Raw genomic sequence first — 24,224 nt, forward strand, 5'->3', positions numbered from 1 at the left:
ACAATGGTTCAATTTAAAGAAAGATTGAAACAATCGATATTGTTACTAGACGGTGCAATGGGAACGATGCTTCAAAATGCAAATTTAAAGCCGGAGGATTTCGGAGGAGAACATTATGATGGGTGTAATGAATATTTAAATGTTACATCTCCGCATGTAATTGATCGAATACACCGCGAGTATTTAGAAGCTGGTGCCGACATTATAGAGACAAATACATTTGGGGCAACCAGCATTGTACTTGCCGATTATGATCTTGAAGAAAAAGCAGAAGAACTGAACATAGCTGCAGCAAAGCTTGCCAAAGCCGCAGCTGATGATTATTCAACTCCGGAATTTCCAAGATACGTGGCTGGAGCGATGGGACCGACGACAAAATCATTATCGGTAACGGGAGGCACAACATTCGAACAATTAGCGGATGCTTATGAAGAGCAAGCTGCAGGATTAATAAAAGGCGGCATTGATGTGTTCCTGTTAGAAACAAGTCAGGATATGCGTAATGTAAAAGCAGCTTATGTTGGTATTAAACGTGCAGAAGCAAACGCAAAAATAGAATTGCCGCTTATTGTCTCAGGAACAATAGAACCGATGGGGACTACTCTGGCAGGACAGACGATTGAATCTTTTTATATTTCACTAGAACATATGAAACCTACTGTTGTTGGGTTAAATTGTGCTACGGGTCCAGAATTTATGAGGGACCATCTGCGTTCCTTATCTGATTTAGCTACGACCTATGTTCATTGCTATCCAAACGCAGGATTACCTGATGAAGAAGGACATTACCATGAATCGCCTGAATCTCTTGCTTCCAAATTAAAAACATTTGGAGAAAAAGGCTGGCTTAACATTGTAGGCGGCTGCTGCGGGACAACCCCGGAACATATTAAAGTAATGAGAGATACTCTGAAGGATTACTCTCCAAGAGTACCTGTTGAAACTCACCCGCACACTGTTTCTGGAATCGAGCCGCTTGTCTATGAAGAAGACATGAGACCGCTGTTTGTTGGGGAACGGACAAATGTCATTGGTTCTAGAAAATTTAAAAGACTTATTAACGAAGAAAAATTTGAAGAAGCTTCGGAAGTGGCGCGGGCACAAGTGAAAAGAGGTGCTCATGTTATTGATGTTTGTCTAGCTGATCCTGATCGTGAAGAGTTAGAGGATATGGAAAAGTTTCTCAGTTATGTAATAAACAAAGTAAAAGTACCGTTAATGATCGATTCAACAGACGCTCATGTTATTGAAAAAGCACTAACCTATTCGCAAGGTAAAGCAATCATCAATTCTATTAACTTAGAAGACGGGGAAGAACGTTTTGATGATATTATTCCAATAGTGAAACGATTTGGAGCAGCAGTTGTGGTAGGAACCATCGACGAACAAGGAATGGCTGTTACTGCCGAAAGAAAACTTGAAATTGCTAAACGTTCACATGATTTGCTCGTCCATAAGCATGGCATGAACGCTAAAGACATTATTTTTGATCCGCTGGTATTCCCGGTTGGAACGGGAGATGAGCAATACATCGGGTCCGCTGAGGCTACCGTTGAAGGAATTCGTTTAATTAAACAACAACTCCCTGATTGCTTAACAATTTTAGGAATAAGCAACGTGTCATTTGGACTTCCTCCAGTTGGTCGAGAAGTTCTAAATGCAGCTTTTATGTATTACTGTACCAATGCAGGTTTAGACTATGCAATTGTTAATACAGAAAAACTCGAACGTTTTGCAAGTATTCCAGATAACGAAAAGGAAATGGCCAGAAAATTATTGTTTGAAACTTCGGATGAAACATTGGCAGAATTTACTGCTCATTATCGAGGGAAAAAAGCCGAGAAAAAGAAAGTCGAAAAGAACCTTTCTCTTGAAGACAGATTAGCTGAGTATATAGTGGAAGGAACAAAAGAAGGGTTGTTTGAAGATTTAGATGAAGCACTGAAAAAATTCGATGATCCTCTTGATATTATTAATGGTCCACTAATGAACGGAATGGATAAAGTCGGAAAATTGTTTAATAACAATGAATTGATTGTAGCTGAAGTGCTGCAAAGTGCAGAAGCAATGAAGGCGGCCGTTGCCCATCTTGAACCCTACATGGAGAAAAAAGAAGATGATGATTCAGGAAAAGGGAAAATATTGCTTGCTACTGTCAAAGGTGACGTTCATGATATCGGGAAAAATTTAGTAGATATTATTTTATCAAATAACGGGTTTAAAATCGTTAATTTAGGAATCAAAGTCACTTCAAACGAACTAATCGAAGCAGTTAATAAAGAAAAACCGGATGCTGTAGGTTTAAGCGGTCTGCTTGTTAAGTCTGCTCAACAGATGGTACTTACAGCGCAAGATTTAAAAAACCAAGAAATATCCATACCTGTGCTTGTAGGCGGAGCAGCTTTAACACGTAAATTTACTGAAGAAAAAATAAGTGCAGAGTATGATGGAATGGTTTTATATTCAAAAGATGCAATGAACGGTTTAGATATAGCAAATAAACTGGCTGTACCTGAAGAACGGACCAAACTGCAGCAAGAATTGATAGAAAAACGGAAAAAACGGTTAGATAATGTGCAACGAAAAAAAGTTGTAAAAACGGTAAGCGAAGAAACACCGGCTCGTTCAGAGGTATCGACAGAAGTGCCTGTACAAACTCCTCCAGATTTAAAAGAACATGTGCTGAAAGATTTCAGTATTGCTCATTTAGAACCGTACGTAAACTTGCAAATGCTCATGGGGAAACATTTAGGTTTGCAAGGAAAAGTCAGCCGGTTATTAAATGAAAAAAATGATAAAGCAGTCGCGTTAAAAGAAAAAGTAGATCATTTAATGAATAGAGCTAAAAAAGAAGGTCTTTTAAAAGCGCACGGGATGTATAGATTTTACCCGGCTCAGTCAGATGGAAATGAGATATACATCTATAATGATCCAGTAGAAAAGAAAGTGCTTGAACGCTTTTCATTTCCAAGACAGCCTCGCGCTCCTCATTTATGCCTTGCTGATTTTATTCGTTCTGTTGACAGTGGTGATATAGATTATGTTGGATTTTTAACTGTCACGGCTGGAGAAGGTGTAAGAGAAATGTCTGCCGAAACGAAAGAAAACGGAGATTATTTATTTAGTCATTTAGTCCAAGCTGCTGCCTTAGAAGTGGCGGAAGGATTTGCGGAAAAAATTCATCAAATGATGAGAGATCAATGGGGGATTCCGGATTCTCCTGAATTGACAATGGAAGACCGTTTTTCTGCCAAATATCAGGGAATAAGGGTTTCTTTTGGTTACCCTGCTTGTCCTGATTTGAATGATCAAGCTAAATTGTTCCGATTGCTAAGACCAGAAAAAATCGGTGTTCAATTAACAGATGAATATATGATGGAACCTGAAGCTTCCGTATCTGCGATGGTTTTTGCCCATCCCGAAGCAAGATATTTTAGCGTTCTATAAAGATAAGCATTTTTGGCCCTTTTCGACTTGTTGTCGAAAAGGGTCTTTTTGCACTTTATGAATGTATAACTTTGTTAAATGAACAAGTTATAAGTAAAACTACAGCTTATGCCTAACTTGGCGGCAAGCCAAGTATTTAATTAATAATGAAAGTATTTCCTGGTAATAGGTAGGAAAACTAAGTCGTTTACCATAATGATTCGGCAAAAGCAGAGCTTTTTAGATAAATAGCATGGAATAAATAACTCTTTATGAATAAAAAAACCAGCACAGAAGAAAATAAGAGCAACCAAGTGTTATGGAGTAAAAGGAGGGACAACCGTAATGAAAATATATCAAAAAAAATTAACCAAACTTATTTTCATTTCCTTATGCTTTTTTATTTTCAGCTATGCTTATCCCAATTCAACAGCAGAAGCTTTTACAGATCAAGTCATTCAAAAGGGTGCTACTGGTGATGATGTGGTAGAACTGCAAGCAAGGCTTCAATATAACGGTTTTTACAACGACAATATTGATGGGGTATATGGCTGGGGTACCTTTTGGGCTGTTAAGAACTTTCAAGAAGAATTTGGTTTAGAAACAGACGGCCTTGTTGGGAAAAAAATGAAAAGCATGCTTGAAAAATCTACCGAATATGACGAAGCGTTTGTAAAAGACGCTTTAGAAAATGGTAGGAAATTCACCCATTATGGCGGTACACCAAAAGAAATTCAAAGAGGTGAGAAAGGAAGCAAAAATAAGAAAGGAAAACAACAGCAAAAGCAGCCCCAGCAAGAACAACAGCAAGGCGGCAGTCAGCAGCGTAATGGACAGCGCAGACAAGATGGAAATCAAGGAACAGAAACAGAGCAGCCGCAAACAGATCAAGAGCAAGTAGATGAAGATCAATCAAATGAACCTAATATTCAAAAAGCAATGAATGTCCCGGAAGGTTATTCTGAAAATGATATTCAAATCATGTCGAATGCTGTGTATGGTGAAGCGAGAGGAGAGCCATACGTCGGCCAGGTAGCTGTTGCTGCAGTTATTATAAATCGAATAAACAGTTCAACATTTCCAAATACGGCAAGCGGTGTCATATTTGAACCGAGGGCATTTACTGCAGTTGCTGATGGTCAAATATACATGGAACCTAATGAAGAAGCTAGAAAAGCTGTTCTTGATGCTTTAAATGGACAGGATCCTTCTGAAGGATCACTATATTACTATAATCCAGTGACAGCAACATCGGGTTGGGTGGCGCAAAGACCAGAAGTGAAAACGATTGGAAAACACGTATTTGCTAAATAACGGAGGTGAACATTCATATGGTTCGTAACGTCTTAATAGGTTTATTAGTCATCGCCTTGATTGGAACAGGCTGGTGGGGAGCTAATCAAGCAAATCAAAAAGAAGCTCTGCTTGTGAATAACGAAAACAATTATCAGCGTGCTTTTCATGATTTATCTTTTCATCTTGACCAAATAGAAGATGAAGTAGGTTCTACGCTAGCCATGAATTCGAGAAAGCAGTTATCGAGCTCGCTTGCGCAAGTTTGGCGCCTTACATCGTTGGCCCAAAGTGAGTTGGGACAGCTGCCGCTTGGAATGATGGCTCTTAACGAAACAGAAGATTTATTGCATAAAATTGGAAATTTCAGCTATGAAACGACGATTCGTGATTTAGGAAAAGAACCGCTGTCAGATAAAGAATATAAACAGTTGAACAATTTCTATAAAGAGGCAGGAGAAATTAAACATGATTTAAGAAAACTGCAAGCATCAACGTTAAAAGAAAATGCTAAATGGACAGATGCAGAAGAAGCAATGGCCAATAACGATGAGCCAATGGATAATTCGATTGTGAATGGGTTTCATATGATAGATGACAAAGTTAAAGGTTTTTCTGAAGCAGAATTTGGCCCGGAAATGGAAGAAGGATTTGCCCCAGATTTAGATAAGAAAATTGCTGAAAATGTTAAAGGGAAAGAAGTAAGTAAAAAAGAAGCAGCCAAAAAAGCGAAAGAATTTGTAGGCCTTCCAGATTCAATGAGTGTTAATATTGATGAATTAAATAAAAAAGGTGTTGAATTCGAAGGATATACGTTAACTATAGAGGAGCCTGAGGGAGAAGACGAAATTTACATGGACATGACGAAAAAAGGCGGACATCCTCTTTGGTTTTTGCAATCTAGACCAATAGATGAACCAGAAATTAGTTTAAATAAAGCTTCAAAAAAAGGTTTAGAGTTTCTAGAGAAAAATGGATTCGAAAACATGGAAATGGTAGATGGTAAGCAATATGACACGGTGGGAGTATTTCAATATGTATCCATGCAAGACGAAGTAAAGATGTATCCGGATACTGTTTATGTAGAAGTGGCTCTTGATGATGGAGAGATTGTTGGTTACAAAGGAGCAGAATATATAACGAACCACAAAGAACGAAATGACTTTAATCCATCTCTTAGTATAGAAGAGGCAAGAGATGAAATTAATCCAAATGTTGAGGTTAGAGAAGAGGGTCTAGCGTTAATTCAAAATGAAGATGAAGAAGAAATTTTGTGTTATGAATTTTACGGTACTATTGATAAAGATACCTACAGAATTTATATCAATGCAGAGAACGGAGACGAAGAAAGCGTGAAAAAATTGGAACAAGCCGAACCAGTATATGATACAATGTAATCGAAAAAGTAATGACCAATATAAAAAGTGAGAAAAAGAAGAGGCTCTCTGCTTCTTCTTTTTCTCACTTAAAAGAATTATTACTCTATAGTCAAGTTAAGGGTCAAACCATTAAAAATATGAATTAAAAAGCGAGTGAAAATTGTACAGCAGAATGATTGATAAATAAGAATGATTTATCAAGCGGTGAACCCAACTATAACATTAATGAAAAGGAATGCTTAAAGTCGGAATCGTTAGATTTGTTCATTGCTTTATGGTATGATACTCTGTGAATATATAAGTTTTAGGGAATCTTAACCGCCCTTAATCATCGCAGTAATACATATCGTCTCGATGGGGTGCACTATGAAAAAAATCAACATTGCTATTGATGGACCTGCGGGTGCAGGAAAAAGTACGGTCTCAAGAAAAGTAGCCTCTGCATTGGGGTATATTTATATTGATACAGGGGCAATGTATCGTGCTTTAGCATGGAAAGCCATTCACTCGAACGTAGATATTCAGGATGGACACGTTCTATCTTCGATGTTAGAGTCAACAAATTTGCAATTAACTTATGCAATCGATGGAAACAGGATTTTTGTTGATGATAATGAAGTCACTGACGATATACGCTCAAGTGAAGTAACAGCTTCCGTTTCTGCTGTGTCTGCACATGCAGGAGTCAGGGAAAAAATGGTAAAAAAACAACAAGATTTAGCCAGCAGCAAAGGTGCAGTTTTAGATGGAAGGGATATAGGAACGACCGTTCTTCCACAAGCCGAACTAAAAGTATTCCTGACAGCTTCTGTTGAAGAAAGAGCAAAACGCAGACATTTTGAAAATGTAGAAAAAGGGAGAAAATCAGATTTACAAATGATCATGAATGATATTCAATTAAGAGATGACAAAGATTCTACGAGAAAAATATCTCCTTTAATAAAAGCCGAAGATGCTGTGGAGATTGATACAACAAGTTTATCAGCAGATGAAGTGGCAGAGAGTATATGTTCATTAGCGTTAGAAAGGATTCAAGAGCAATGAGCGTGTATTCAATAGGTAAAGCGATATGCAAAATGTATTTATCATTGGTTATTCGTGTAGAAGCAATAGGTGAGGAAAATATTCCAAAAGAAGGACCGGTGTTGCTTTGTTCTAATCACATTAGCAATTATGACCCTCCATTAGTAGGTTCTTTTATGAAACGAAAGATTCACTTTATGGCAAAAGAAGAGCTTTTTAGTCAAAAGATTCTAGGTACTCTATTGCCTTTCCTCGGAGCTTTTCCTGTAAAAAGAGGAGCAGGCGACCGTCAAGCGTTACGAAAAGGTTTGAGTTTATTAGAAGAAGGGAAGGTTTTATGTCTTTTTCCGGAGGGTACAAGGAGTAAAACCGGTGAAGTTGGAAAAGGGCTGTCCGGATCAGGTTTTTTCGCTCTTAGATCCGAAGCAGCTGTCGTCCCGGTTGCCATTTTTGGAAAATATAAGCCTTTTCAAAAAGTGACGGTGGTTTATGGGAAACCATTGAATTTTCAACACTTACGAAATCAAAAAACAAGCGCTTCTGACGCTACTGAAGAAATTATGGAAAATATCCGTAAGTTAATGGCTCAACACCAAGCTGAAAAAAATAAATAGAGCAGAAAAAAGCTGGAGTCATTTTGTTTAATGTGTTTGGTGAGATAAATTCTTTAGCATAAGGAATTTATTATATTTTAGTTTTATGTTCCCTAAAGGAAAGTGAAGGAGGCAAATGTCAATGGTTGATGAAATGAATAATGAATTGGTCGGTATGCAGGATTTAAATGTAGGGGATCTTGTTACCGGAAAGATTACTAAAGTTGAGGACAAGCAAGCCTACGCGGACGCTGGATATAAAGTGGACGCAGTGATACCGATCAGCGAGCTTTCAAGCCTTCATGTAGAAAAGGTTAATGATGTACTTCATGAAGGCGACGAACTAGAGCTAAAAGTCATTAAACTTGAGGACGATGAACTTGTATTATCACGCCGCGCTGCTTTGGCGGATAAAGCATGGGGGGGAACTCCAGGAGAAATTTGATACTGGTGAAATTATAGAAGCTGAGGTTGCAGAAGTGGTAAAAGGCGGACTCGTTGTTGATCTTGGTGTTCGCGGATTTATCCCTGCATCTTTAGTTGAACGTCATTTTGTGGAAGATTTTAGTGATTATAAAGGAAAAACATTACGATTAAAGGTAGCTGAAATTGATCCAGAAGAAAATAAACTTATTCTCTCTCAACGTGCTGTTCTTGATGAAGAAGCAGACAAGCAGAAAAAAGAATTACTTGAAAATCTTCAAGTTGGAGATGTGGTGAAAGGTACAGTACAGCGATTGACAGATTTTGGTGCTTTTGTTGACATAGGTGGAGTAGACGGCCTTGTTCATATTTCACAAATGGCTCATCACCGGGTAGAATCGCCTGGAGAAATCGTAAAAGAAGGCGATGAAATCGATGTGAAGATACTTGCTGTTGATTCCGAAAGTGAAAGAGTTTCTCTTTCCATTAAAGAAACATTGCCAGGACCTTGGACAACCATTGAAGGACAATTCGAACCCGGCGATGTTATTGAAGGTCAAGTGAAGCGTCTCGTTTCTTTTGGAGCGTTTGTAGAAGTGGCGCCTGGAGTAGAGGGTTTGGTTCATATTTCCCAAATTGCTAACCGTCATATTGGCACACCAGGAGAAGTTCTTGAAGAAGGGCAAACCGTGAAGGCAAAAATTCTCGATATCAGCCCATCAGAACAACGCATTTCACTGAGCATTCGTGAACTAGAAAAAGAAGATACTCCTGATGAAAAAGTTCAGGAAGAGTATGAAGCGCCTGAAGAAGACCATTCTGGCTTTTCATTAGGTGATATGATTGGTGATCAATTAAAAAAGTATAAAAAATAAGGAGTTTGGTTTTCAGGTGTCTCGTGCTGAACGAAAGAAGGATCATATAAATTACGCATTAAGTGCAGAAACAAAAACAAAGAACAGCTTTGATGATGTTCGTTTCGTTCATAACAGCTTGCCGGAGACTTCTGTTTCACAAATAGACCAATTCGTATCAATCGGCGAACTTTGTTTAAGTTCGCCGATTATTATTAATGCTATGACAGGAGGCGGCGGCAAGGAAACAGAAAGAATGAACGAATGTCTTGCAGCAGCAGCAAGAGATACTGGAGCGGCTATGGCAGTTGGTTCTCAAATGGCAGCTTTCAAAGATCCAGCAGAAGAAAGAACGTATAATGTTGTTAGGAAAGTAAATAAAGATGGTGTAATATTTGCTAACTTAGGAAGTGAATTAACGTTAGAGCAAGCAAAGCAGGCTGTAGACATGGTAGATGCAAATGCTTTACAAATTCATTTAAATGTTATTCAAGAATTAGTAATGCCTGAAGGAGACAGGGATTTTAACGGTGCTCTTGAAACTATTTCAGAAATTGCTGCATCTTTACATGTACCTGTCATTATAAAAGAAGTTGGATTTGGATTGTCCTATGAGGCTGTAACACAATTAAAACAAACGAACGTCCAAGTTGTTGATACGGGAGGAAATGGCGGAACAAATTTTGCAGAAATTGAGAATAAAAGAAGAAATGAGCCTTTTGAGTTTTTTAATAAGTGGGGTTTGGCTGCAGTTCCATCGATTGTAGAGTCCGTACACGCAGCTTCACGTTCTATTTCAGTTATAGGATCAGGCGGAGTAAGAAACGGGTATGATATCGCAAAAGCCATTGCTTTAGGAGCTGATGCAGCTGGTATGGCAGGGAAAGTATTAGCGGCTGCAGACCAAGGCGGTAAAGAAGGTGCTAAGCGGTTTATCAATAAGTGCCAGGAAGAATTAAAAATGATAATGACTGCTGTTGGTGCAAAGCGAATAAGTGATCTGAAAAATGCCCCCCTTGTACTTACAGGGGAATCTAATCATTGGTTAGAAGAAAGAGGATTTCCCCCTTCATATTACAGCAGAAAAAGGCTCGGGAAATAAAAACTGGTTATCTGTTTGATAAACCAGTTTTTTTTTCGAAAGGTAAGACACTATAAATAGTTGGCGTTTTACATGTCTAGCTCCAGCGCCCAGCCGCTCAGGCGCACACGATGTGGTGACTTCTACGTTGCACACTCGTCGCCAAAAACGCCACGTCCTGTGGCATTGGCGCCATTAGCACATCCTATGCGTCGACGTGTGCGATCTTAGTAGAAGTTCATGAAAATGAGCTGAACGTCTTATGTCTTCCCTTTCGACTCCGGGCCGCAGGCGACCCTGCGCGAAAGTTCCAGAACCTGTCGCGGCTGACCAGGAAGCTTGCGCTTTTCTTATGTGTCATTGTGAATAGATAATGAAATATTGTCCATACTGAAGAAAAAAAGGAAAAAAATGGAGAATATTTTATTACTTATCATTAGTTGGTATTTATGGATGATTCAGACTTTTTTAATAGGAAAACAAAATAGATATCGTTTTGTTTCGTCCCTGTTCTTGCTAGTAATAATTAGTTTTTATCCGTTGGACTGGTCTTTCATGCAGGTGACCATCAAGCCTGTATTTATTTTGTTTTTTGCAGGAGGTTTTCTCTGTTTATGCAAGCAAACCTCCGTAAATAAATGGAAGATATTTTTTATGTCTATTAGTTTTGCATATTTGTTTGCAGCTTTACGGTTAACCGAATGGTATGAACCAGTCATTTTCCTATTTGGTCATTTATTGACGTATATTATTTGTTTCACTTTTATATTTTTTCTCTTTTTTCATTCATTTAAGGAACGTTTAGCTTGTGCGATAATAGCTTCTTGCAGCGGAGAAATCATTTACCAATTGCATATATTTCCATTAACTTCGTTACTTCATATTGGTGAAGTGTTCTTTTTAAATTACCTTATTACCTTAATTGCAGCATTATACAGTTTAGAATTGTTACACAAATTAGTAACCATGATTAATAATGTAGTATCTCCATCTCGTTCTAACTTGCCCGGGTAGAGAAAAATCTGCTAAAATAAACAAGTTGAGGTACTAATACTTTAGGAAAAAGAACTCGGCGTGAAGCCGAGTTCTTTCTAAAAAGGTAAGAAATTATAAATAGTTGGCGTTTTACATGTCTAGCGCAAGCGCCTACTCGCTCGAGATTCCTTCGGTTCGTCAATGGAAAGCAAAGATCAGCTTTCCATATGCCGACCCTCCAGGACTTGTCGCTCGTGAGCAAGGCGCTAGTGCTTTTCTTAATAAAGTAAAAAGCTGTTCCAAGTAGTGACTTAAGTATGTAAGTCACTGGATTTATTGAATAAACTAGCTAAGTGGTTAAGGGAGAAAGGAAAGAAAAAATTATGCCAAAACCGGTAGCAGCCATCGTTGGAAGGCCTAATGTTGGAAAGTCTACTATTTTTAACAGGATTGTAGGAGAGAGACAGGCAATTGTAGAAGATATACCCGGCGTTACTAGAGATCGTATTTACAGTAAAGCTGAGTGGTTAAACCGTGAGTTTCATGTAATCGATACCGGTGGAATAGAAATTGGAAATGAACCTCTTTTAGAGCAAATGAGAGAGCAGGCTCAAATTGCCATTGATGAAGCCGATGTAATTATTTTTTTAGTGAACGGAAGAGATGGAATGACGGGAGCAGATGAAGAAGTTGCTTCCATTTTGCACCGTTCCAAAAAGCCTGTCGTTTTAGGGGTTAATAAGATTGACAACTTTGAAATGCAGGATAAAGTATATGAATTTTATGCTCTTGGTACTGGTGAAGTTTTTGGGATTTCCGGGGCTCATGGTCTTGGCCTAGGTGATTTACTCGATGAAGTCGTTCGCCATTTTCCAGCTGACCAAGAAGAAGAATATGAAGAAGATACAATTAGAATGGCAGTTATCGGCCGGCCTAATGTAGGGAAGTCTTCACTTGTTAATGCGGTTCTCGGGGAAGAAAGAGTTATTGTAAGTGATATTCCTGGAACTACCAGGGATGCAGTGGACACGGTTTTTGAAAAAGATGATCAGGAATATGTACTAATAGACACTGCTGGGATGCGAAAACGAGGTAAAGTATATGAATCGACTGAAAAGTACAGTGTTCTTCGTGCTCTAAGGGCAATGGAGCGTTCTGATGTAGTATTGATGGTGATAAACGGGGAAGAAGGTATAAGAGAGCAAGATAAGAAAATTGCAGGGTATGCCCATGAAGCAGGAAGGGCTATGCTAATTGTGGTTAATAAATGGGATGTCATAGAAAAAGATGATAAAACCATGGCACGGTATACAGAAAAAATACGTGATGAATTTCAATTTTTATCTTATGCTCCAGTCCTTTATCTCTCGGCCAAAACAAAACATAGATTGCAGCATTTACTGCCTGCTGTAAAACAAGCTGCAGACAACCATAACCTTCGCGTCCCTACAAATGTGTTAAATGACGTCATTATGGATGCAGTAATAATAAATCCTACTCCTACTGAGAACAATCGCAGGCTGCGGATAAATTACGCAACTCAAGTGGCAGTGGCTCCACCTACTTTTGTGTTGTTCGTAAACGACCCTGAGCTCTTGCATTTTTCATATAAACGATATATAGAAAATAAACTGCGCGAAGCATTTCATTTTGAGGGAACACCACTTAAAATTATAGCAAGAAAAAAGAACGAGTAAATTTTTAGTAAAAATTATGTCAATTAATCGGGGGAAATGGGAGAAATGGAATTATTAGTGTCTATAATCGCTGCTTATTTATTAGGGTCGATTAGTTTTAGCTATGTGGTTGCACAAAAATTGATGAAAATTGACATTCGGCAGCACGGGAGCGGGAATCCAGGAGCTACCAATATTTTAAGAGTGTTAGGCAAAGGCCCGGCTATTTTAGTGTTGAGTCTTGATATATTAAAGGGGATCGCGGCAGTATGGTTGGCAAAATGGTTGGAAATATCGGGTATATTTCCGGTATTTACTTCTGTCGGAGAATTGGATGGCCTTGCTCCCGCATTAGCAGGTTTAGCTGCGATTCTCGGGCACAATTGGCCGATATTTTATGGGTTTAAAGGTGGAAAAGGGGTAGCAACAGCAGTTGGAGTAGTGGGCAGTCTTGTATTTTTCCCAGCAATTTATGTCGGCATTGTTTCCATTTTAGCCATCGTGGTTACGAGATACGTTTCGTTAGGTTCTTTGATTTTTGCCGTTGCAACTCCCATATTAATCTGGTTTACAAAAGAGCATTATGGACATCCCGATCCATACTTTTACTTAACTGCACTATTAGGACTAATGTCGATTTGGAAACATAGAACAAATGTTGAAAGGTTAATAAAAGGTACCGAAAACAAAATCGGGGAAAAGAAATTATCATAAACGAGGGGGAAAAGAATGAACTCAAACGTTGCGGTAATAGGGGCAGGAAGCTGGGGAACAGCTTTAGCTACAGTGTTAGCAGATAACGAGCACAATGTAAAAATTTGGACAAGAAGACAAAAACAAGCAGACGAAATAAACAATTCTCATACAAATACAAAATATTTGCCCGGCTTTACCCTTCCACATACTATTCAGGCTTCAAGTGATTTAGCATGGTGTACAAGAGATGTTAAATACGTCCTCCTCGTTGTCCCTACAAAAGCTATTAGGGATACAGTGACTCAATTAAAACCACACGTTAAAGATTACAACATTCTTATTCATGCCTCTAAAGGCATTGAACCTGGAACCTCAAAGCGGATTTCAGAAATGGTGGAAGAAGAGCTGGATGAAAAAAAAGGAGAAGCTACTGTAGTGTTGTCTGGCCCGAGTCATGCTGAAGAAGTGTGTGAAAGACAGCCAACTACCGTTACGGTGTCGTCTCACATAGCTCAAGCGGCTGAAGAGGTGCAAGAATTGTTTATGAATAATAATTTTCGCGTGTATACTAATCAAGATTTAATTGGAGTGGAAATAGGCGGTGCGCTAAAAAATATCATTGCCCTCGGTATTGGATTGACAGAGGGCCTAGGTTACGGCGACAATGCAAAGGCTGCTCTTATGACTAGAGGGCTGGCCGAGATTGCACGTTTAGGTATTAAACTTGGTGCAAACCCGCTCACTTTTACCGGGCTCTCTGGATTGGGAGACTTAATTGTTACCTGTACCAGCCAGCATAGCCGTAATTGGCGGACTGGATATAAACTAGGTATGGGGAAAAACCTTGAGAACGTGCTGGATGAAATGGGGATGGTTGTAGAAGGAGTAAGAACGACAAAGGCAGTAAAAGAGCTTTCAAATAGACTAAAAGTAGAAATGCCAATTACAGAGGCACTGTTTGAAGTTTTGTTTAATGAAAAAAAACCCGAAGCTGCAGCATATCAATTAATGGGAAGAGTAAGGAAACATGAAGTAGAGAATGTCTCACTTTTGTTAGGACCCGACTTTCAAGAAAAATGGCAGGGGAAGTCATGGAGTCCGAATGATAATGAGTAACAATTGGCACGCCTCCTATAATCATGCATAGGATAATTTGAATAGTGATTAAGGGAGGCTGTTACATGCGACACCGTCAAAACGATTCATTTTTTGACCAGATTGAGAAAAAAACGAATGTAAAACAAGAAGATTTATTTAAACTGGTACAATCCTTAAATGGAGCTGACTTCCAAGATGAGCAAACGGTACGCCGTGTCATTTCTGATGTAGGTAAACTTGCTGGAAAAACTGTATCCAAAAAACAAGAAGATGAATTAGTCAAAGCCATTGTGAACAACAATATCCCGTTTGATTTGGCTTCTCTAAGCAAGTGGTTCCAGTCAAAATAATTTCAGATTTCTTTATGCTTCAAAGGCATATGCTCATTCCAATGGATACCTTTATGAATACAGTAAAAAGAATAGAATAAAGGCTGTAGAAAAAAAGGAAAGAATATAGCAAAAGCCAGCTGGATCAGCCCCGGTTCAGCTGGTTTTTGATGGAAAAAGAAACGGTTGGATTTAATTTTTCTACAAAACATTGAAAACAAATCGGACATGCAGTCACAGTTTGTTTCCTGTGTTATAATATGGGCTGAATTAAAGGAGGTTGCGGTTGATGACAGCTTTACAAAACATGTGGTTTTCCTTTTTTGGTATATTTTTAATGTTTGTGTCGGCCGGGCTTACCGTGTTATCACAAAAGCTTCCTGGATTTTGGAGAGTATTATTACTTATATTGTCATTTTTATGTCTAATGGTAGCTGGTCTAATTGTTTTTGCTGTCGTAGTAAGAGGGCCGTTAGCTGAATAAAGAAACGTTACATTAACATATAGGACGACCTTTCTGCTTAGGAGGTGAAGCAGTGAAAAATAAATTGATTGCATCATGTTTGTATTTAATTCTCCTATTTTTCTTATCGGGTTGTATGTTCCCGCAGGAAAAAAGAGCGGAAAATCAAGTACCTTATGAAAATCAGCTTGCTTCCGTTCAGCAAGCGGTTGATCAATACAAACAAGATAACAGCGTGCTTCCTATAAAAACAAAGGATGAAGAGACACCGATATACCAAAAATATGTTATAGATTTTCAGCAGCTAATGCCGCGATATATGCAAGAGCCGCCAGGAAATTCTTTTGAAAACGGCGGGTTTTATCAATATGTGATTATTAATCCGGAAGAGGAAGCAGAAGTAAAAGTAATTGACTTGCGTATTATGAGAGAAATACAAGAACTACAGCGAGAAGTAAATAACTATATTAAAGAAAATGAATATGCACCTATTGAAGAACCCATTGGACCTGAAGTTTATTCCATAGATATGGAGAAGCTGGATTACCATCGTGATGCAAAAGTGGAAAGTCCATACAATGAGACATATTTGCCCCTAATCATAAATCAACATGGAAATGTTTTAATCGATTATGCAATGGATTTAAATATAGCTTTGCAAGAAAATGACCATGATTTCAATAAAGGTGATGACATAAGAGAAATATTGACGGACCATTCGCCGATAGTACCTGTATTCTCTGTTCCATATACGATTGATGACAATGGAGAGCCGTCATTTAAAAAAGAATAACGATATAAAAAATAAAGAAAGACACTTCCTCTTGTAAAACATCAGGGGAGTGTCTTTTTTACTTACAGAAACCATTCAATTACTATATTATTTAATGCACAGACTGACGAGTCGGTGTTGTGTAGAGCTTGTTTCATTAATATGGCTATAACCGAATTTTCTAGGTTTTGAGTGAGATATAAGGATCCTCTCTTTTAAAGTTTGAAGCATATAAATGTGAATCATAGCATAAGTAGAAATGAGAAAGTCATATCCGTCGGACATTATCATAAATATATAATGTCATACATGCAAGACCGGTATCGGAATTTCACATTGAACAGGAGGGGATCTAGTGGAAAAGGTTGATATCTTCAAAGATATCGCGGAGCGGACCGGTGGAGACATCTATCTAGGAGTAGTCGGAGCAGTCCGTACCGGTAAATCCACTTTTATTAAAAAGTTCATGGAGCTTGTCGTTCTTCCTAATATGGAGAGTGAAGCAGATAAAGCACGCACTAAAGATGAACTGCCGCAAAGTGCTGCCGGGAAGACGATCATGACAACAGAACCGAAATTTGTTCCTAACAATGCTGTTTCGTTAGAAGTGGATGAAGGGCTTGAAGTAAATGTTAGACTCGTGGATTGTGTTGGATACGCCGTGGAAGGTGCGAAAGGATATGAGGATGAAAATGGACCACGAATGATAAACACACCCTGGTATGAAGAACCCATCCCTTTTCAAGAAGCAGCAGAAATAGGAACACGTAAAGTTATTCAAGAACATTCAACTTTAGGAGTTGTTGTTACTTCAGACGGTACGATTGGTGAAATCCCTCGCATGGATTATATGGAAGCAGAAGAGCGGGTGGTAGATGAATTAAAAGAAGTTGGAAAACCTTTTATAATGATTGTCAATACAGTCAGGCCTCACCATCCAGAAACAGAATCACTGCGTCAAGAATTATCAGAAACGCATGATATCCCAGTGCTGGCATTAAGTATTGAAAGCATGACAGAACATGATATTCATAACGTATTAAGGGAAGTTCTTTTTGAATTTCCAGTGCATGAAGTAAATGTTAATTTGCCTAGCTGGGTAATGGTATTAAGAGATAACCATTGGCTCAGACAAGAATATGAGCAGTCCGTAAGAAATACAGTAAAAGATATTAAAAGGCTGCGAGATGTGGATAGAGTTGTACATCAATTTGCAAATGAATTTGAGTTTATAGAAGAAGCAGGTCTTGCTGGAATTGAAATGGGGCAGGGAATTGCGGAAATCGATCTTTTTGCTCCAGATCATTTGTATGACGAAGTATTAAAAGAAGTTGTAGGAGTAGAGATTCGAGGAAAAGATCATTTGCTTCAGCTTATGCAAGATTTTGCTTATGCAAAAAGTGAATATGACCAAGTGAGTGAAGCGCTAAAAATGGTAAAACAGACAGGGTATGGGATAGCTGCTCCCGCATTAACTGATATGAGTTTGGATGAACCGGAAATTATTCGGCAAGGTTCCCGTTTCGGAGTAAGACTGAAAGCAGTAGCACCTTCGATTCATATGATAAAAGTAGACGTAGAATCGGAATTTGCTCCTATTATCGGCACAGAGAAACAAAGTGAGGAATTAGTTCGCTATCTCATGCAGGATTTTGAAGAAAATCCACTATCTATCTGGAATTCTGATATATTTGGAAGATCATTAAATTCGATTGTGCGTGAAGGTATTCAAGCCAAACTTTCTCTGATGCCTGAAAATGCAAGATACAAATTAAAAGAAACGTTAGAAAGAATAATAAATGAAGGATCAGGCGGATTAATCGCTATTATTCTTTAATGATTAAAAAATAAGTTTGAAAAAGGAGCAGTGTATCAAGCTGCTTCTTTTCTATGCGGAATAAGTTTACATAATAAAATTATTTAAGACTTATATCACTGCTCATCTTTTGCTTTATACCTACCCTTATGCTAAAATTTTTCAAAGGTTATACTTAATTCGATGGGGGGAAAAATAGATTGCCTACTGTTGATCATGATAAAATAAAACAAGCTGTTCGGTTAATATTAGAGGCTGTTGGTGAGGATCCAAATAGAGAAGGGTTAATGGATACACCTAAACGGGTTGCAAAAATGTATGAAGAAGTTTTTCAAGGAATTCATGAGGACCCGTCTGAACATCTACAAACAGTATTTGGAGAAGACCACGAAGAATTAGTGTTAGTTCGTGATATTCCGTTTTACTCCATGTGTGAACATCATCTTGTTCCGTTTTATGGTAAAGCTCATGTAGGATACATACCAAAAGGAGGAAAAGTAACCGGCTTAAGTAAACTAGCTCGTACCGTTGAAACGGTTGCTAAAAAACCTCAGCTTCAAGAAAGAATTACATCGACAATTGCTAATACCATAGTTGAAACCTTAGAGCCTCATGGGGTTATTGTTGTAGTGGAGGCAGAACACATGTGTATGACCATGCGAGGTGTTAAAAAGCCTGGTGCTCAAACGGTTACATCGGCGGTTAGAGGTACGTTTGAAAAAGATGATGCCTCAAGAGCGGAAGTATTAGCATTAATAAATAGATCTTAACTTTTTAAAGCAGGTGATGATATTGAATAGTAAAGACGATTTTTTTGTCATTAAAGCCGAAGAAGACGGTGTTAACGTGATTGGTTTAACGAGAGGTACGGATACAAGGTTTCATCATTCAGAAAAACTTGATAAAGGCGAGGTTATGATTGCACAGTTTACCGAACATACATCAGCAGTAAAAGTTAGAGGGAAAGCTGTTATTCAAACCAGCCATGGAGAATTGAAAACGGAAGAATAAACTGAATGTATAGGGCTGTGAACTTATAGGAACGGGGAATGCAGCAGGAAATAGGAAATATACAATACAGTTATATCCTGTATTATTGTGTGGGAAATGTTGGCTGTAAGCCCAATTTTCTAACGCTGTTAGGATTGTTTAAAAGTAAATTTAATGTAAAGGGCGTACTAAAGCCACCACTTACTGCAGTAAGTGGCGGTTTTAGACAGTTTTCTTTTTAAGCGCTAAGTCGAATTTTCTAATATTAGAATGGATCGTTAACAGGAAACGATAGAGGTTTCGACGGATTTCGCTTCTATGCTATAATAGCACCGTTAACTTTTTTTACAGTCAGGAAACTACGAAAGAACAGCATAAACGTTGAAGCTGCGCTAAGGTTTCTAGTGAATTACATATCATCACCAAGCTAAAATTTTGGGGGGACGTCTAACATGATTCAATCACAACAACAGGCTGAGGAAGTTAAAAACATTGAAGATCAGTTTTTAAAGATGACTACCCACCCATACTTGAAAAAACATATTGATAGTGCAGAAATAGAGTATGATATTATATTCTTTTTGTTAGAAATAATGAAGGAAACTAGTCTTACTCAAGAGGAAAAACGAGAACAGATACTATCTGCTCTGCTTGTTCAAGCAGCTTTTCTTACGCACGAAAAGGTTCACAATACAACGTTAGAAGATAGTAATGAAAAAAAACCAAGACAGCTAACTGTTTTAGCAGGCGACTTTTTCAGCAGTCTTTATTATTTTATGCTTGTTAAAAATGTACATGATGATATACTTCCTGTTTTTAGCAGCTCGATTCAGAAAATAAATGTTGAAAAAATGAGTCTGCATTTTTCTGAACATCAATCTGAAGGTGAATTGATGAAACGTTTAAAGACCGTTGAGGGAGGCTTTATAGCTGACATAGCCTTTTTTTATAAAAAAGACGAACTTGCTTTTCTTGCAGAAAAATTCTTTTTATTAAAACGATTATTTAAAGAAAAAGAAAAGGCAAACTCAAAATACTTATCGGCATTTGCTTCAGCTATTCATTCATTTAGCGAAGGATATAGAGCAGATGAGGTTACAAACTGGCCTCCAGTACGGACAAGCAGTTTTTTAAATGATAAAATTTCTGAACTGCAGGTGAAATTACAAAACCAGCTGGATACTTATCCTGCTATTCATAAGGTACCGCTCTATAATCGGCTTAATAATTGGACCAATCTGGAATTTGAAGCAAAGATAAAGTAATGGGAGAAGGGATAAGATGCAAAAGTCCAAAGAAGAAAGGGTACATGAAGTCTTTGAATCCATTCATGATAAATATGATCAGATGAATTCTATTATAAGCTTTCAGCTTCATAAGTCCTGGCGTAAAGATACGATGAACAGAATGAACGTTTTTCAAGGAGCGAAAGCGCTGGACGTTTGCTGCGGAACTGCTGATTGGGCTATTAACCTTGCTGAAGCGGTGGGAGATAACGGACATGTTATTGGATTGGATTTTAGCCGGAATATGCTTAAAGTCGGCAATCAAAAGCTTAGAAATAAACAGCTTTCAAATGTAGAATTGATAGAAGGAAATGCTATGAGCCTCCCATTTGAAGATAATACGTTTGATTATGTAACTATTGGATTTGGTTTGCGTAATGTTCCTGACTACCAAACAGTACTAGAAGAGATGCATCGTGTACTAAAGCCTGGCGGATTGGCAGTATGTCTTGAAACCTCCCAACCAGAACATAAAAAAGTTAAAGGTGTCTATTCTTTTTATTTTAAGCGGGTGATGCCGCTTTTAGGGAAATACTTCGCTGGCAGTTATGAAGAATATTCCTGGCTGCAAGAGTCGACAATGTCCTTTCCGAATAAAAGTTTGCTTGCTGTTCTTTTTTCTGAATCGGGTTTTCATCAAGTAAACGTGATACCATATTCCATGGGCACAGCTGCTGCACACTTTGCAAGAAAAGGAAAAGCAGCTCAAAGCGAGGAAAATGTAAGATGAAAAAACTTAAAATAATACTAGAAATGATCAAATTTGAACATACCGTTTTCGCCCTTCCTTTTGCATTTTTAGGTGCAGTGTTAGGTAATTTAATGGTAGAAGGAAGTTGGCCTACGATATCAGAATGGATTTGGATCACTCTTGCAATGGTTGGCGCAAGAAGTGCAGCCATGACCCTAAATCGAGTGATTGATGCCAATATTGATAAAAAGAACCCTCGAACCGCTGATAGAGCAATCCCTGCTGGATTGATCACGACCAGCCAGAGTATTTTATTTATCACTGTTTCCTTTCTGTTATTGTTTATTTCTGCTTATCAGCTCAATATGTTATCAGTTTATTTACTTCCGATAGCAGTGTTTTTTCTTACTTTCTACTCTTATACTAAAAGGTTCACATGGCTTTGTCATGTCTTTCTTGGTATAACAATCGCAATTGCACCTCTTGGCGGCTGGGTAGGTGCTACAGGTACTCTTCACAGTGAAGCTTTTTTATTGTTCTTAGCTGTTGCATTTTGGATTGCAGGTTTTGATATTATTTATGCTACCCAGGATGCTGATTACGATCGGCAGGTAGGCCTTTACTCTATACCTGCAAGATTTGGTGTGAAAAAAGCATTATACTTAGCACGTTGTTTTCACGTTATTAGTTTTATATCTTTGTTAACCCTTCACTTTTTATCGCCTCTTTCTGTTGTATATTTAGCAGGTGTTTTGCTAGCCGGTATCATTATGGCTTATGAGCATTCCATCGTAAAACCTGATGACCTTTCCAAAGTAAAGGTTGCTTTTTTTCCAATGAATGGAATTTTGAGTATGGTTATGCTGTTATTTACGATTGGGGATATTCTTCTATGAATGGAAATAAAAAAGTGTTTACGGTAGCAATTACTGGGGCGAGCGGAGCAGTATATGGCGTGCGTCTTGCGCAAATATTACTTCAGAAACACCATTTCGTACATTTTTTGGTAAGTGAAGCTGGATGGCAAGTTTTTCGAGAAGAACTGCTTCTAGATACTAGTGACCGAGAAGCTTGTCTAGAAGAGTTATTTTCTAAGTCTTATCAAGAAAACTTAAAAATCCATGACTTGCGTGATTTTAAAGCACCCGTTGCCAGTGGATCGTATCGAACAGACGGTATGGCAGTTATTCCTTGTTCTATGGGAACCCTTTCTAAAATTGCAAACGGCAACTCCGGTAATCTATTAGAAAGGGCAGCGGATGTGGTTTTAAAGGAAAAGCAAAAATTAATCCTCGTTCCAAGAGAGACTCCGCTTAATGGTATTCACCTTGAAAACATGCTTAAAGCTGAAAAAAATGGCGCTCATATCATTCCGGCAATGCCCGGGTTTTACCATTTGCCGGAAACAAAAGATGATCTTATTAATTTTGTAGTAGGAAAGGTTTTGGACGCATTACATGTCCATCATTCCCTATTTACAAGGTGGGGGAGCGGAAAATGAGTTTAACCATTGGAGAAATTTCATACACTAATATTTTACCTATGTTTTTTTATATAAATCGAGAATATTTAAAGGCTAAAGGATGTACTTTTATCCCAAAAGTCCCCTCTGGTTTAAATGAAGGAATGAAACAAGGTACGATTGATGTTGGAGGTATTTCTTCTTTCGCATTTGGCGAAGCTTCCGGACAATATCAACTAATGCCAGGCTTATCGGTATCTTCTTATGGAAAAGTCGGTTCTATTTTTTTATTTTCACATAAACCTTTGGAAAAACTTGAAGGCGCAAGTATTGCCTTAACTTCTTCGAGTGCAACTTCTGTTCATTTACTAAAAATCATTATGGCTGAATTCTACGATTTTTCAACTATTCATTACACTACAATGGCGCCGGATCCGGTAGAAATGAAAAAAAATTACGATGCTTTTTTATTGATTGGCGATGACGCCATTCAAACTTCCTGGAAAAATGAATCAGAATTATACTGTTATGACCTCGGAGAACTGTGGTTAAATCATACAGGTTATCCGATGACATACGCTGTTTTTGCAGTGAGAAAAGAGGCTGTACGGGAAAAAGAAAGCGTACTGAAGCTGTTGTATAAAGAATTTTTATATAGTAAAAAACGCGCTCTTCATACACACTTAAAAGAAATGACCTCTTCTATTCAAAAAGAACATGGAGGAACTAAAGATTTTTGGATAAATTATTTTAGGAGTCTGCATTACGATTTTCAAGAAAAGGAAAAAGAAAGTCTTTTGTATTATTACAACCTAATGTATAAGCATGGGTACTTTAGTCAACCAGTAAATAAGATTGATATGTGGCTTGCAGGAAACGAGGTGCAATACTTATTTTGAAGGTGAATATAATGAAGTTGGCGGACTTATATTTGTTTCTAAAATCGGACATAAATAAAATTGAAAAAGAGCTGGAAAGGTCCGTGGAAGCTCAGCACCCTGTATTAAGGGATGCTTCTCTTCATTTGCTTCAAGCAGGCGGAAAACGAATCCGGCCTGTATTTGTATTGCTGAGTGCTAAATTTGGCAGCTACGATATTGAAAGGTTAAAACATATCGCAGTAGCTTTAGAGCTTATTCATATGGCCTCTCTCGTGCACGATGATGTAATAGACGATGCAGAGCTAAGAAGAGGAAAAAAGACGATCAAAGCTCAATGGGATAATCGTGTTGCTATGTACACTGGTGATTACATATTTGCCAAAGCAATTGAAAAAGCGGCTTACTTTAAAAATGAAGACATACACCGCATTATTTCACGTGCCATGCATGAAATGTGTCTGGGAGAAATTGAGCAAATCAGGGACCAATACAATTGGGATCAGACATTAAAAACGTATTTAAGGAGAATTAAGCGAAAAACGGCTTTGTTAATTGCAGTTAGTTGCCAATTAGGAGCAGTGAGTGCAGGAGCCTCTTCAAAAGATCAATCACGGCTGTATCATTATGGCTATAATGTTGGAATGTCTTACCAAATCATAGATGATATTCTAGATTTTACTGGAACCGAAAAGGAACTTGGCAAACCTGCTGGCAGTGATCTCTTGCAAGGTAATATTACGCTGCCTGCACTATATGCTATGTCCAAGAGTTCGAGTATCCGCTCAGAAATCTCCGAGCTATGCCAGAAAAAAGACCATTCTAAGATCGACATTACCCCCGTGTTAGAAATGGTAAAAAGCTCTGGCGGTATTGAGTATTCAAAAGAATTAAGCAAAAATTATTTAGCAAAAGCGTTCATTGCTCTAGAAGGGCTTTCCGATATTTCTGCTAAAAAATCACTAACTGATATAGCAACTTACATAGGCGGGAGAAAACGTTAATTACCTTTCCTGTAAC

At 38.1% G+C, this 24,224-nt stretch carries 23 protein-coding genes and 1 pseudogene; all 24 read left to right on the forward strand.

The window, feature by feature from the left end; translation table 11 throughout:
• Positions 1 to 3 precede the first annotated feature (3 nt).
• Complete coding sequence (metH, locus tag FZF09_RS04160) at positions 4 to 3,447, forward strand: methionine synthase (protein ID WP_158735312.1); 3,444 nt, start codon at positions 4 to 6, stop codon at positions 3,445 to 3,447.
• Positions 3,448 to 3,771: 324 nt separating this feature from the next.
• Positions 3,772 to 4,740: a spore cortex-lytic enzyme gene (gene sleB, locus FZF09_RS04165; protein WP_158735313.1), complete on the forward strand. Its 969-nt coding sequence runs from the start codon at positions 3,772 to 3,774 to the stop codon at positions 4,738 to 4,740.
• Between the two features lie 17 nt (positions 4,741 to 4,757).
• Positions 4,758 to 6,116, forward strand: coding sequence for a germination protein YpeB (ypeB, locus tag FZF09_RS04170; protein ID WP_158735314.1), 1,359 nt, complete (start codon positions 4,758 to 4,760; stop codon positions 6,114 to 6,116).
• A gap of 348 nt (positions 6,117 to 6,464) precedes the next feature.
• The gene (gene cmk / locus FZF09_RS04175; RefSeq protein ID WP_158735315.1) at positions 6,465 to 7,142 is read left to right on the forward strand and encodes a (d)CMP kinase; all 678 of its coding nucleotides are present in this window, start codon (positions 6,465 to 6,467) and stop codon (positions 7,140 to 7,142) included.
• Positions 7,139 to 7,735: a lysophospholipid acyltransferase family protein gene (locus tag FZF09_RS04180; RefSeq protein WP_158735316.1), complete on the forward strand. Its 597-nt coding sequence runs from the start codon at positions 7,139 to 7,141 to the stop codon at positions 7,733 to 7,735. Before cmk ends, FZF09_RS04180 begins: the two co-directional genes overlap by 4 nt.
• A 121-nt stretch (positions 7,736 to 7,856) precedes the next feature.
• Positions 7,857 to 9,012 (forward strand): annotated as a pseudogene (rpsA, locus tag FZF09_RS04185) (30S ribosomal protein S1).
• Positions 9,013 to 9,028: 16 nt separating this feature from the next.
• Complete coding sequence (fni, locus tag FZF09_RS04190) at positions 9,029 to 10,093, forward strand: type 2 isopentenyl-diphosphate Delta-isomerase (protein ID WP_158735317.1); 1,065 nt, start codon at positions 9,029 to 9,031, stop codon at positions 10,091 to 10,093.
• Positions 10,094 to 10,483: 390 nt separating this feature from the next.
• A complete protein-coding gene (locus FZF09_RS23450; protein ID WP_483296078.1) occupies positions 10,484 to 11,086 on the forward strand; it encodes a YphA family membrane protein in 603 nt (200 codons plus the stop codon).
• Positions 11,087 to 11,201: 115 nt separating this feature from the next.
• On the forward strand, positions 11,202 to 11,354 hold the full coding sequence (locus FZF09_RS04200) for a hypothetical protein (RefSeq protein ID WP_158735319.1): 153 nt from the start codon (positions 11,202 to 11,204) through the stop codon (positions 11,352 to 11,354).
• Between the two features lie 76 nt (positions 11,355 to 11,430).
• Positions 11,431 to 12,744 carry a ribosome biogenesis GTPase Der gene (der, locus tag FZF09_RS04205; protein WP_158735320.1) on the forward strand — a complete coding sequence of 438 codons (1,314 nt, stop codon included), beginning with the start codon at positions 11,431 to 11,433 and terminating at the stop codon, positions 12,742 to 12,744.
• A 45-nt stretch (positions 12,745 to 12,789) separates the two neighbouring features.
• Positions 12,790 to 13,437 carry a glycerol-3-phosphate 1-O-acyltransferase PlsY gene (gene plsY / locus FZF09_RS04210; protein ID WP_158735321.1) on the forward strand — a complete coding sequence of 216 codons (648 nt, stop codon included), beginning with the start codon at positions 12,790 to 12,792 and terminating at the stop codon, positions 13,435 to 13,437.
• 15 nt (positions 13,438 to 13,452) lie between these two features.
• The gene (locus tag FZF09_RS04215) at positions 13,453 to 14,535 is read left to right on the forward strand and encodes an NAD(P)H-dependent glycerol-3-phosphate dehydrogenase (RefSeq protein WP_158735322.1); all 1,083 of its coding nucleotides are present in this window, start codon (positions 13,453 to 13,455) and stop codon (positions 14,533 to 14,535) included.
• Positions 14,536 to 14,600: 65 nt separating this feature from the next.
• Positions 14,601 to 14,867, forward strand: a complete 267-nt coding sequence (locus FZF09_RS04220) for a stage VI sporulation protein F (RefSeq protein ID WP_091579622.1) — start codon at positions 14,601 to 14,603, stop codon at positions 14,865 to 14,867.
• 268 nt (positions 14,868 to 15,135) lie between these two features.
• Positions 15,136 to 15,330, forward strand: a complete 195-nt coding sequence (locus FZF09_RS04225; RefSeq protein WP_233269392.1) for a DUF2768 family protein — start codon at positions 15,136 to 15,138, stop codon at positions 15,328 to 15,330.
• Between the two features lie 52 nt (positions 15,331 to 15,382).
• The gene (locus FZF09_RS04230) at positions 15,383 to 16,102 is read left to right on the forward strand and encodes a hypothetical protein (RefSeq protein ID WP_233269393.1); all 720 of its coding nucleotides are present in this window, start codon (positions 15,383 to 15,385) and stop codon (positions 16,100 to 16,102) included.
• A 334-nt stretch (positions 16,103 to 16,436) separates the two neighbouring features.
• Positions 16,437 to 17,918: a stage IV sporulation protein A gene (spoIVA, locus tag FZF09_RS04235; protein ID WP_091579627.1), complete on the forward strand. Its 1,482-nt coding sequence runs from the start codon at positions 16,437 to 16,439 to the stop codon at positions 17,916 to 17,918.
• A gap of 179 nt (positions 17,919 to 18,097) precedes the next feature.
• The gene (gene folE / locus FZF09_RS04240) at positions 18,098 to 18,667 is read left to right on the forward strand and encodes a GTP cyclohydrolase I FolE (protein WP_158735324.1); all 570 of its coding nucleotides are present in this window, start codon (positions 18,098 to 18,100) and stop codon (positions 18,665 to 18,667) included.
• Between the two features lie 22 nt (positions 18,668 to 18,689).
• On the forward strand, positions 18,690 to 18,908 hold the full coding sequence (gene mtrB / locus FZF09_RS04245; RefSeq protein ID WP_158735325.1) for a trp RNA-binding attenuation protein MtrB: 219 nt from the start codon (positions 18,690 to 18,692) through the stop codon (positions 18,906 to 18,908).
• A 431-nt stretch (positions 18,909 to 19,339) separates the two neighbouring features.
• Entirely contained in the window at positions 19,340 to 20,152 is an 813-nt protein-coding gene (locus FZF09_RS04250) for a heptaprenyl diphosphate synthase component 1 (RefSeq protein WP_158735326.1), read from the forward strand.
• Positions 20,153 to 20,168: 16 nt separating this feature from the next.
• Positions 20,169 to 20,903 carry a demethylmenaquinone methyltransferase gene (locus FZF09_RS04255; RefSeq protein ID WP_158735327.1) on the forward strand — a complete coding sequence of 245 codons (735 nt, stop codon included), beginning with the start codon at positions 20,169 to 20,171 and terminating at the stop codon, positions 20,901 to 20,903.
• Positions 20,900 to 21,760, forward strand: coding sequence for a UbiA-like polyprenyltransferase (locus tag FZF09_RS04260; protein ID WP_158735328.1), 861 nt, complete (start codon positions 20,900 to 20,902; stop codon positions 21,758 to 21,760). Before FZF09_RS04255 ends, FZF09_RS04260 begins: the two co-directional genes overlap by 4 nt.
• Entirely contained in the window at positions 21,757 to 22,365 is a 609-nt protein-coding gene (locus FZF09_RS04265; RefSeq protein ID WP_158735329.1) for a UbiX family flavin prenyltransferase, read from the forward strand. The genes FZF09_RS04260 and FZF09_RS04265 overlap by 4 nt, the downstream gene beginning before the upstream one ends.
• Positions 22,362 to 23,225 carry a menaquinone biosynthesis protein gene (locus FZF09_RS04270; RefSeq protein WP_158735330.1) on the forward strand — a complete coding sequence of 288 codons (864 nt, stop codon included), beginning with the start codon at positions 22,362 to 22,364 and terminating at the stop codon, positions 23,223 to 23,225. Before FZF09_RS04265 ends, FZF09_RS04270 begins: the two co-directional genes overlap by 4 nt.
• Before the next feature lie 11 nt (positions 23,226 to 23,236).
• Positions 23,237 to 24,208, forward strand: coding sequence for a heptaprenyl diphosphate synthase component II (hepT, locus tag FZF09_RS04275; protein ID WP_158735331.1), 972 nt, complete (start codon positions 23,237 to 23,239; stop codon positions 24,206 to 24,208).
• Positions 24,209 to 24,224: the final 16 nt, after the last annotated feature.

This window comes from Alteribacillus sp. YIM 98480 (assembly GCF_009765375.1).
In the GTDB taxonomy this organism is placed as follows: Bacteria; Bacillota; Bacilli; order Bacillales; family Marinococcaceae; genus Alteribacillus.

What these genes read in the sequence shown, in the direction of transcription:
- FZF09_RS04250 (WP_158735326.1), top strand. Translation starts at nt 19,340, where the DNA reads ATGATTCAATCACAACAACAGGCTGAGGAAGTTAAAAACATTGAAGAT.
- ypeB (WP_158735314.1), top strand. Translation starts at nt 4,758, where the DNA reads ATGGTTCGTAACGTCTTAATAGGTTTATTAGTCATCGCCTTGATTGGA.
- metH (WP_158735312.1), top strand. Translation starts at nt 4, where the DNA reads ATGGTTCAATTTAAAGAAAGATTGAAACAATCGATATTGTTACTAGAC.
- FZF09_RS04215 (WP_158735322.1), top strand. Translation starts at nt 13,453, where the DNA reads ATGAACTCAAACGTTGCGGTAATAGGGGCAGGAAGCTGGGGAACAGCT.
- FZF09_RS04220 (WP_091579622.1), top strand. Translation starts at nt 14,601, where the DNA reads ATGCGACACCGTCAAAACGATTCATTTTTTGACCAGATTGAGAAAAAA.
- plsY (WP_158735321.1), top strand. Translation starts at nt 12,790, where the DNA reads ATGGAATTATTAGTGTCTATAATCGCTGCTTATTTATTAGGGTCGATT.
- der (WP_158735320.1), top strand. Translation starts at nt 11,431, where the DNA reads ATGCCAAAACCGGTAGCAGCCATCGTTGGAAGGCCTAATGTTGGAAAG.
- hepT (WP_158735331.1), top strand. Translation starts at nt 23,237, where the DNA reads ATGAAGTTGGCGGACTTATATTTGTTTCTAAAATCGGACATAAATAAA.
- FZF09_RS23450 (WP_483296078.1), top strand. Translation starts at nt 10,484, where the DNA reads ATGGAGAATATTTTATTACTTATCATTAGTTGGTATTTATGGATGATT.
- FZF09_RS04225 (WP_233269392.1), top strand. Translation starts at nt 15,136, where the DNA reads ATGACAGCTTTACAAAACATGTGGTTTTCCTTTTTTGGTATATTTTTA.
- FZF09_RS04180 (WP_158735316.1), top strand. Translation starts at nt 7,139, where the DNA reads ATGAGCGTGTATTCAATAGGTAAAGCGATATGCAAAATGTATTTATCA.
- cmk (WP_158735315.1), top strand. Translation starts at nt 6,465, where the DNA reads ATGAAAAAAATCAACATTGCTATTGATGGACCTGCGGGTGCAGGAAAA.
- sleB (WP_158735313.1), top strand. Translation starts at nt 3,772, where the DNA reads ATGAAAATATATCAAAAAAAATTAACCAAACTTATTTTCATTTCCTTA.
- FZF09_RS04270 (WP_158735330.1), top strand. Translation starts at nt 22,362, where the DNA reads ATGAGTTTAACCATTGGAGAAATTTCATACACTAATATTTTACCTATG.
- FZF09_RS04200 (WP_158735319.1), top strand. Translation starts at nt 11,202, where the DNA reads ATGTCTAGCGCAAGCGCCTACTCGCTCGAGATTCCTTCGGTTCGTCAA.
- FZF09_RS04260 (WP_158735328.1), top strand. Translation starts at nt 20,900, where the DNA reads ATGAAAAAACTTAAAATAATACTAGAAATGATCAAATTTGAACATACC.
- FZF09_RS04255 (WP_158735327.1), top strand. Translation starts at nt 20,169, where the DNA reads ATGCAAAAGTCCAAAGAAGAAAGGGTACATGAAGTCTTTGAATCCATT.
- FZF09_RS04265 (WP_158735329.1), top strand. Translation starts at nt 21,757, where the DNA reads ATGAATGGAAATAAAAAAGTGTTTACGGTAGCAATTACTGGGGCGAGC.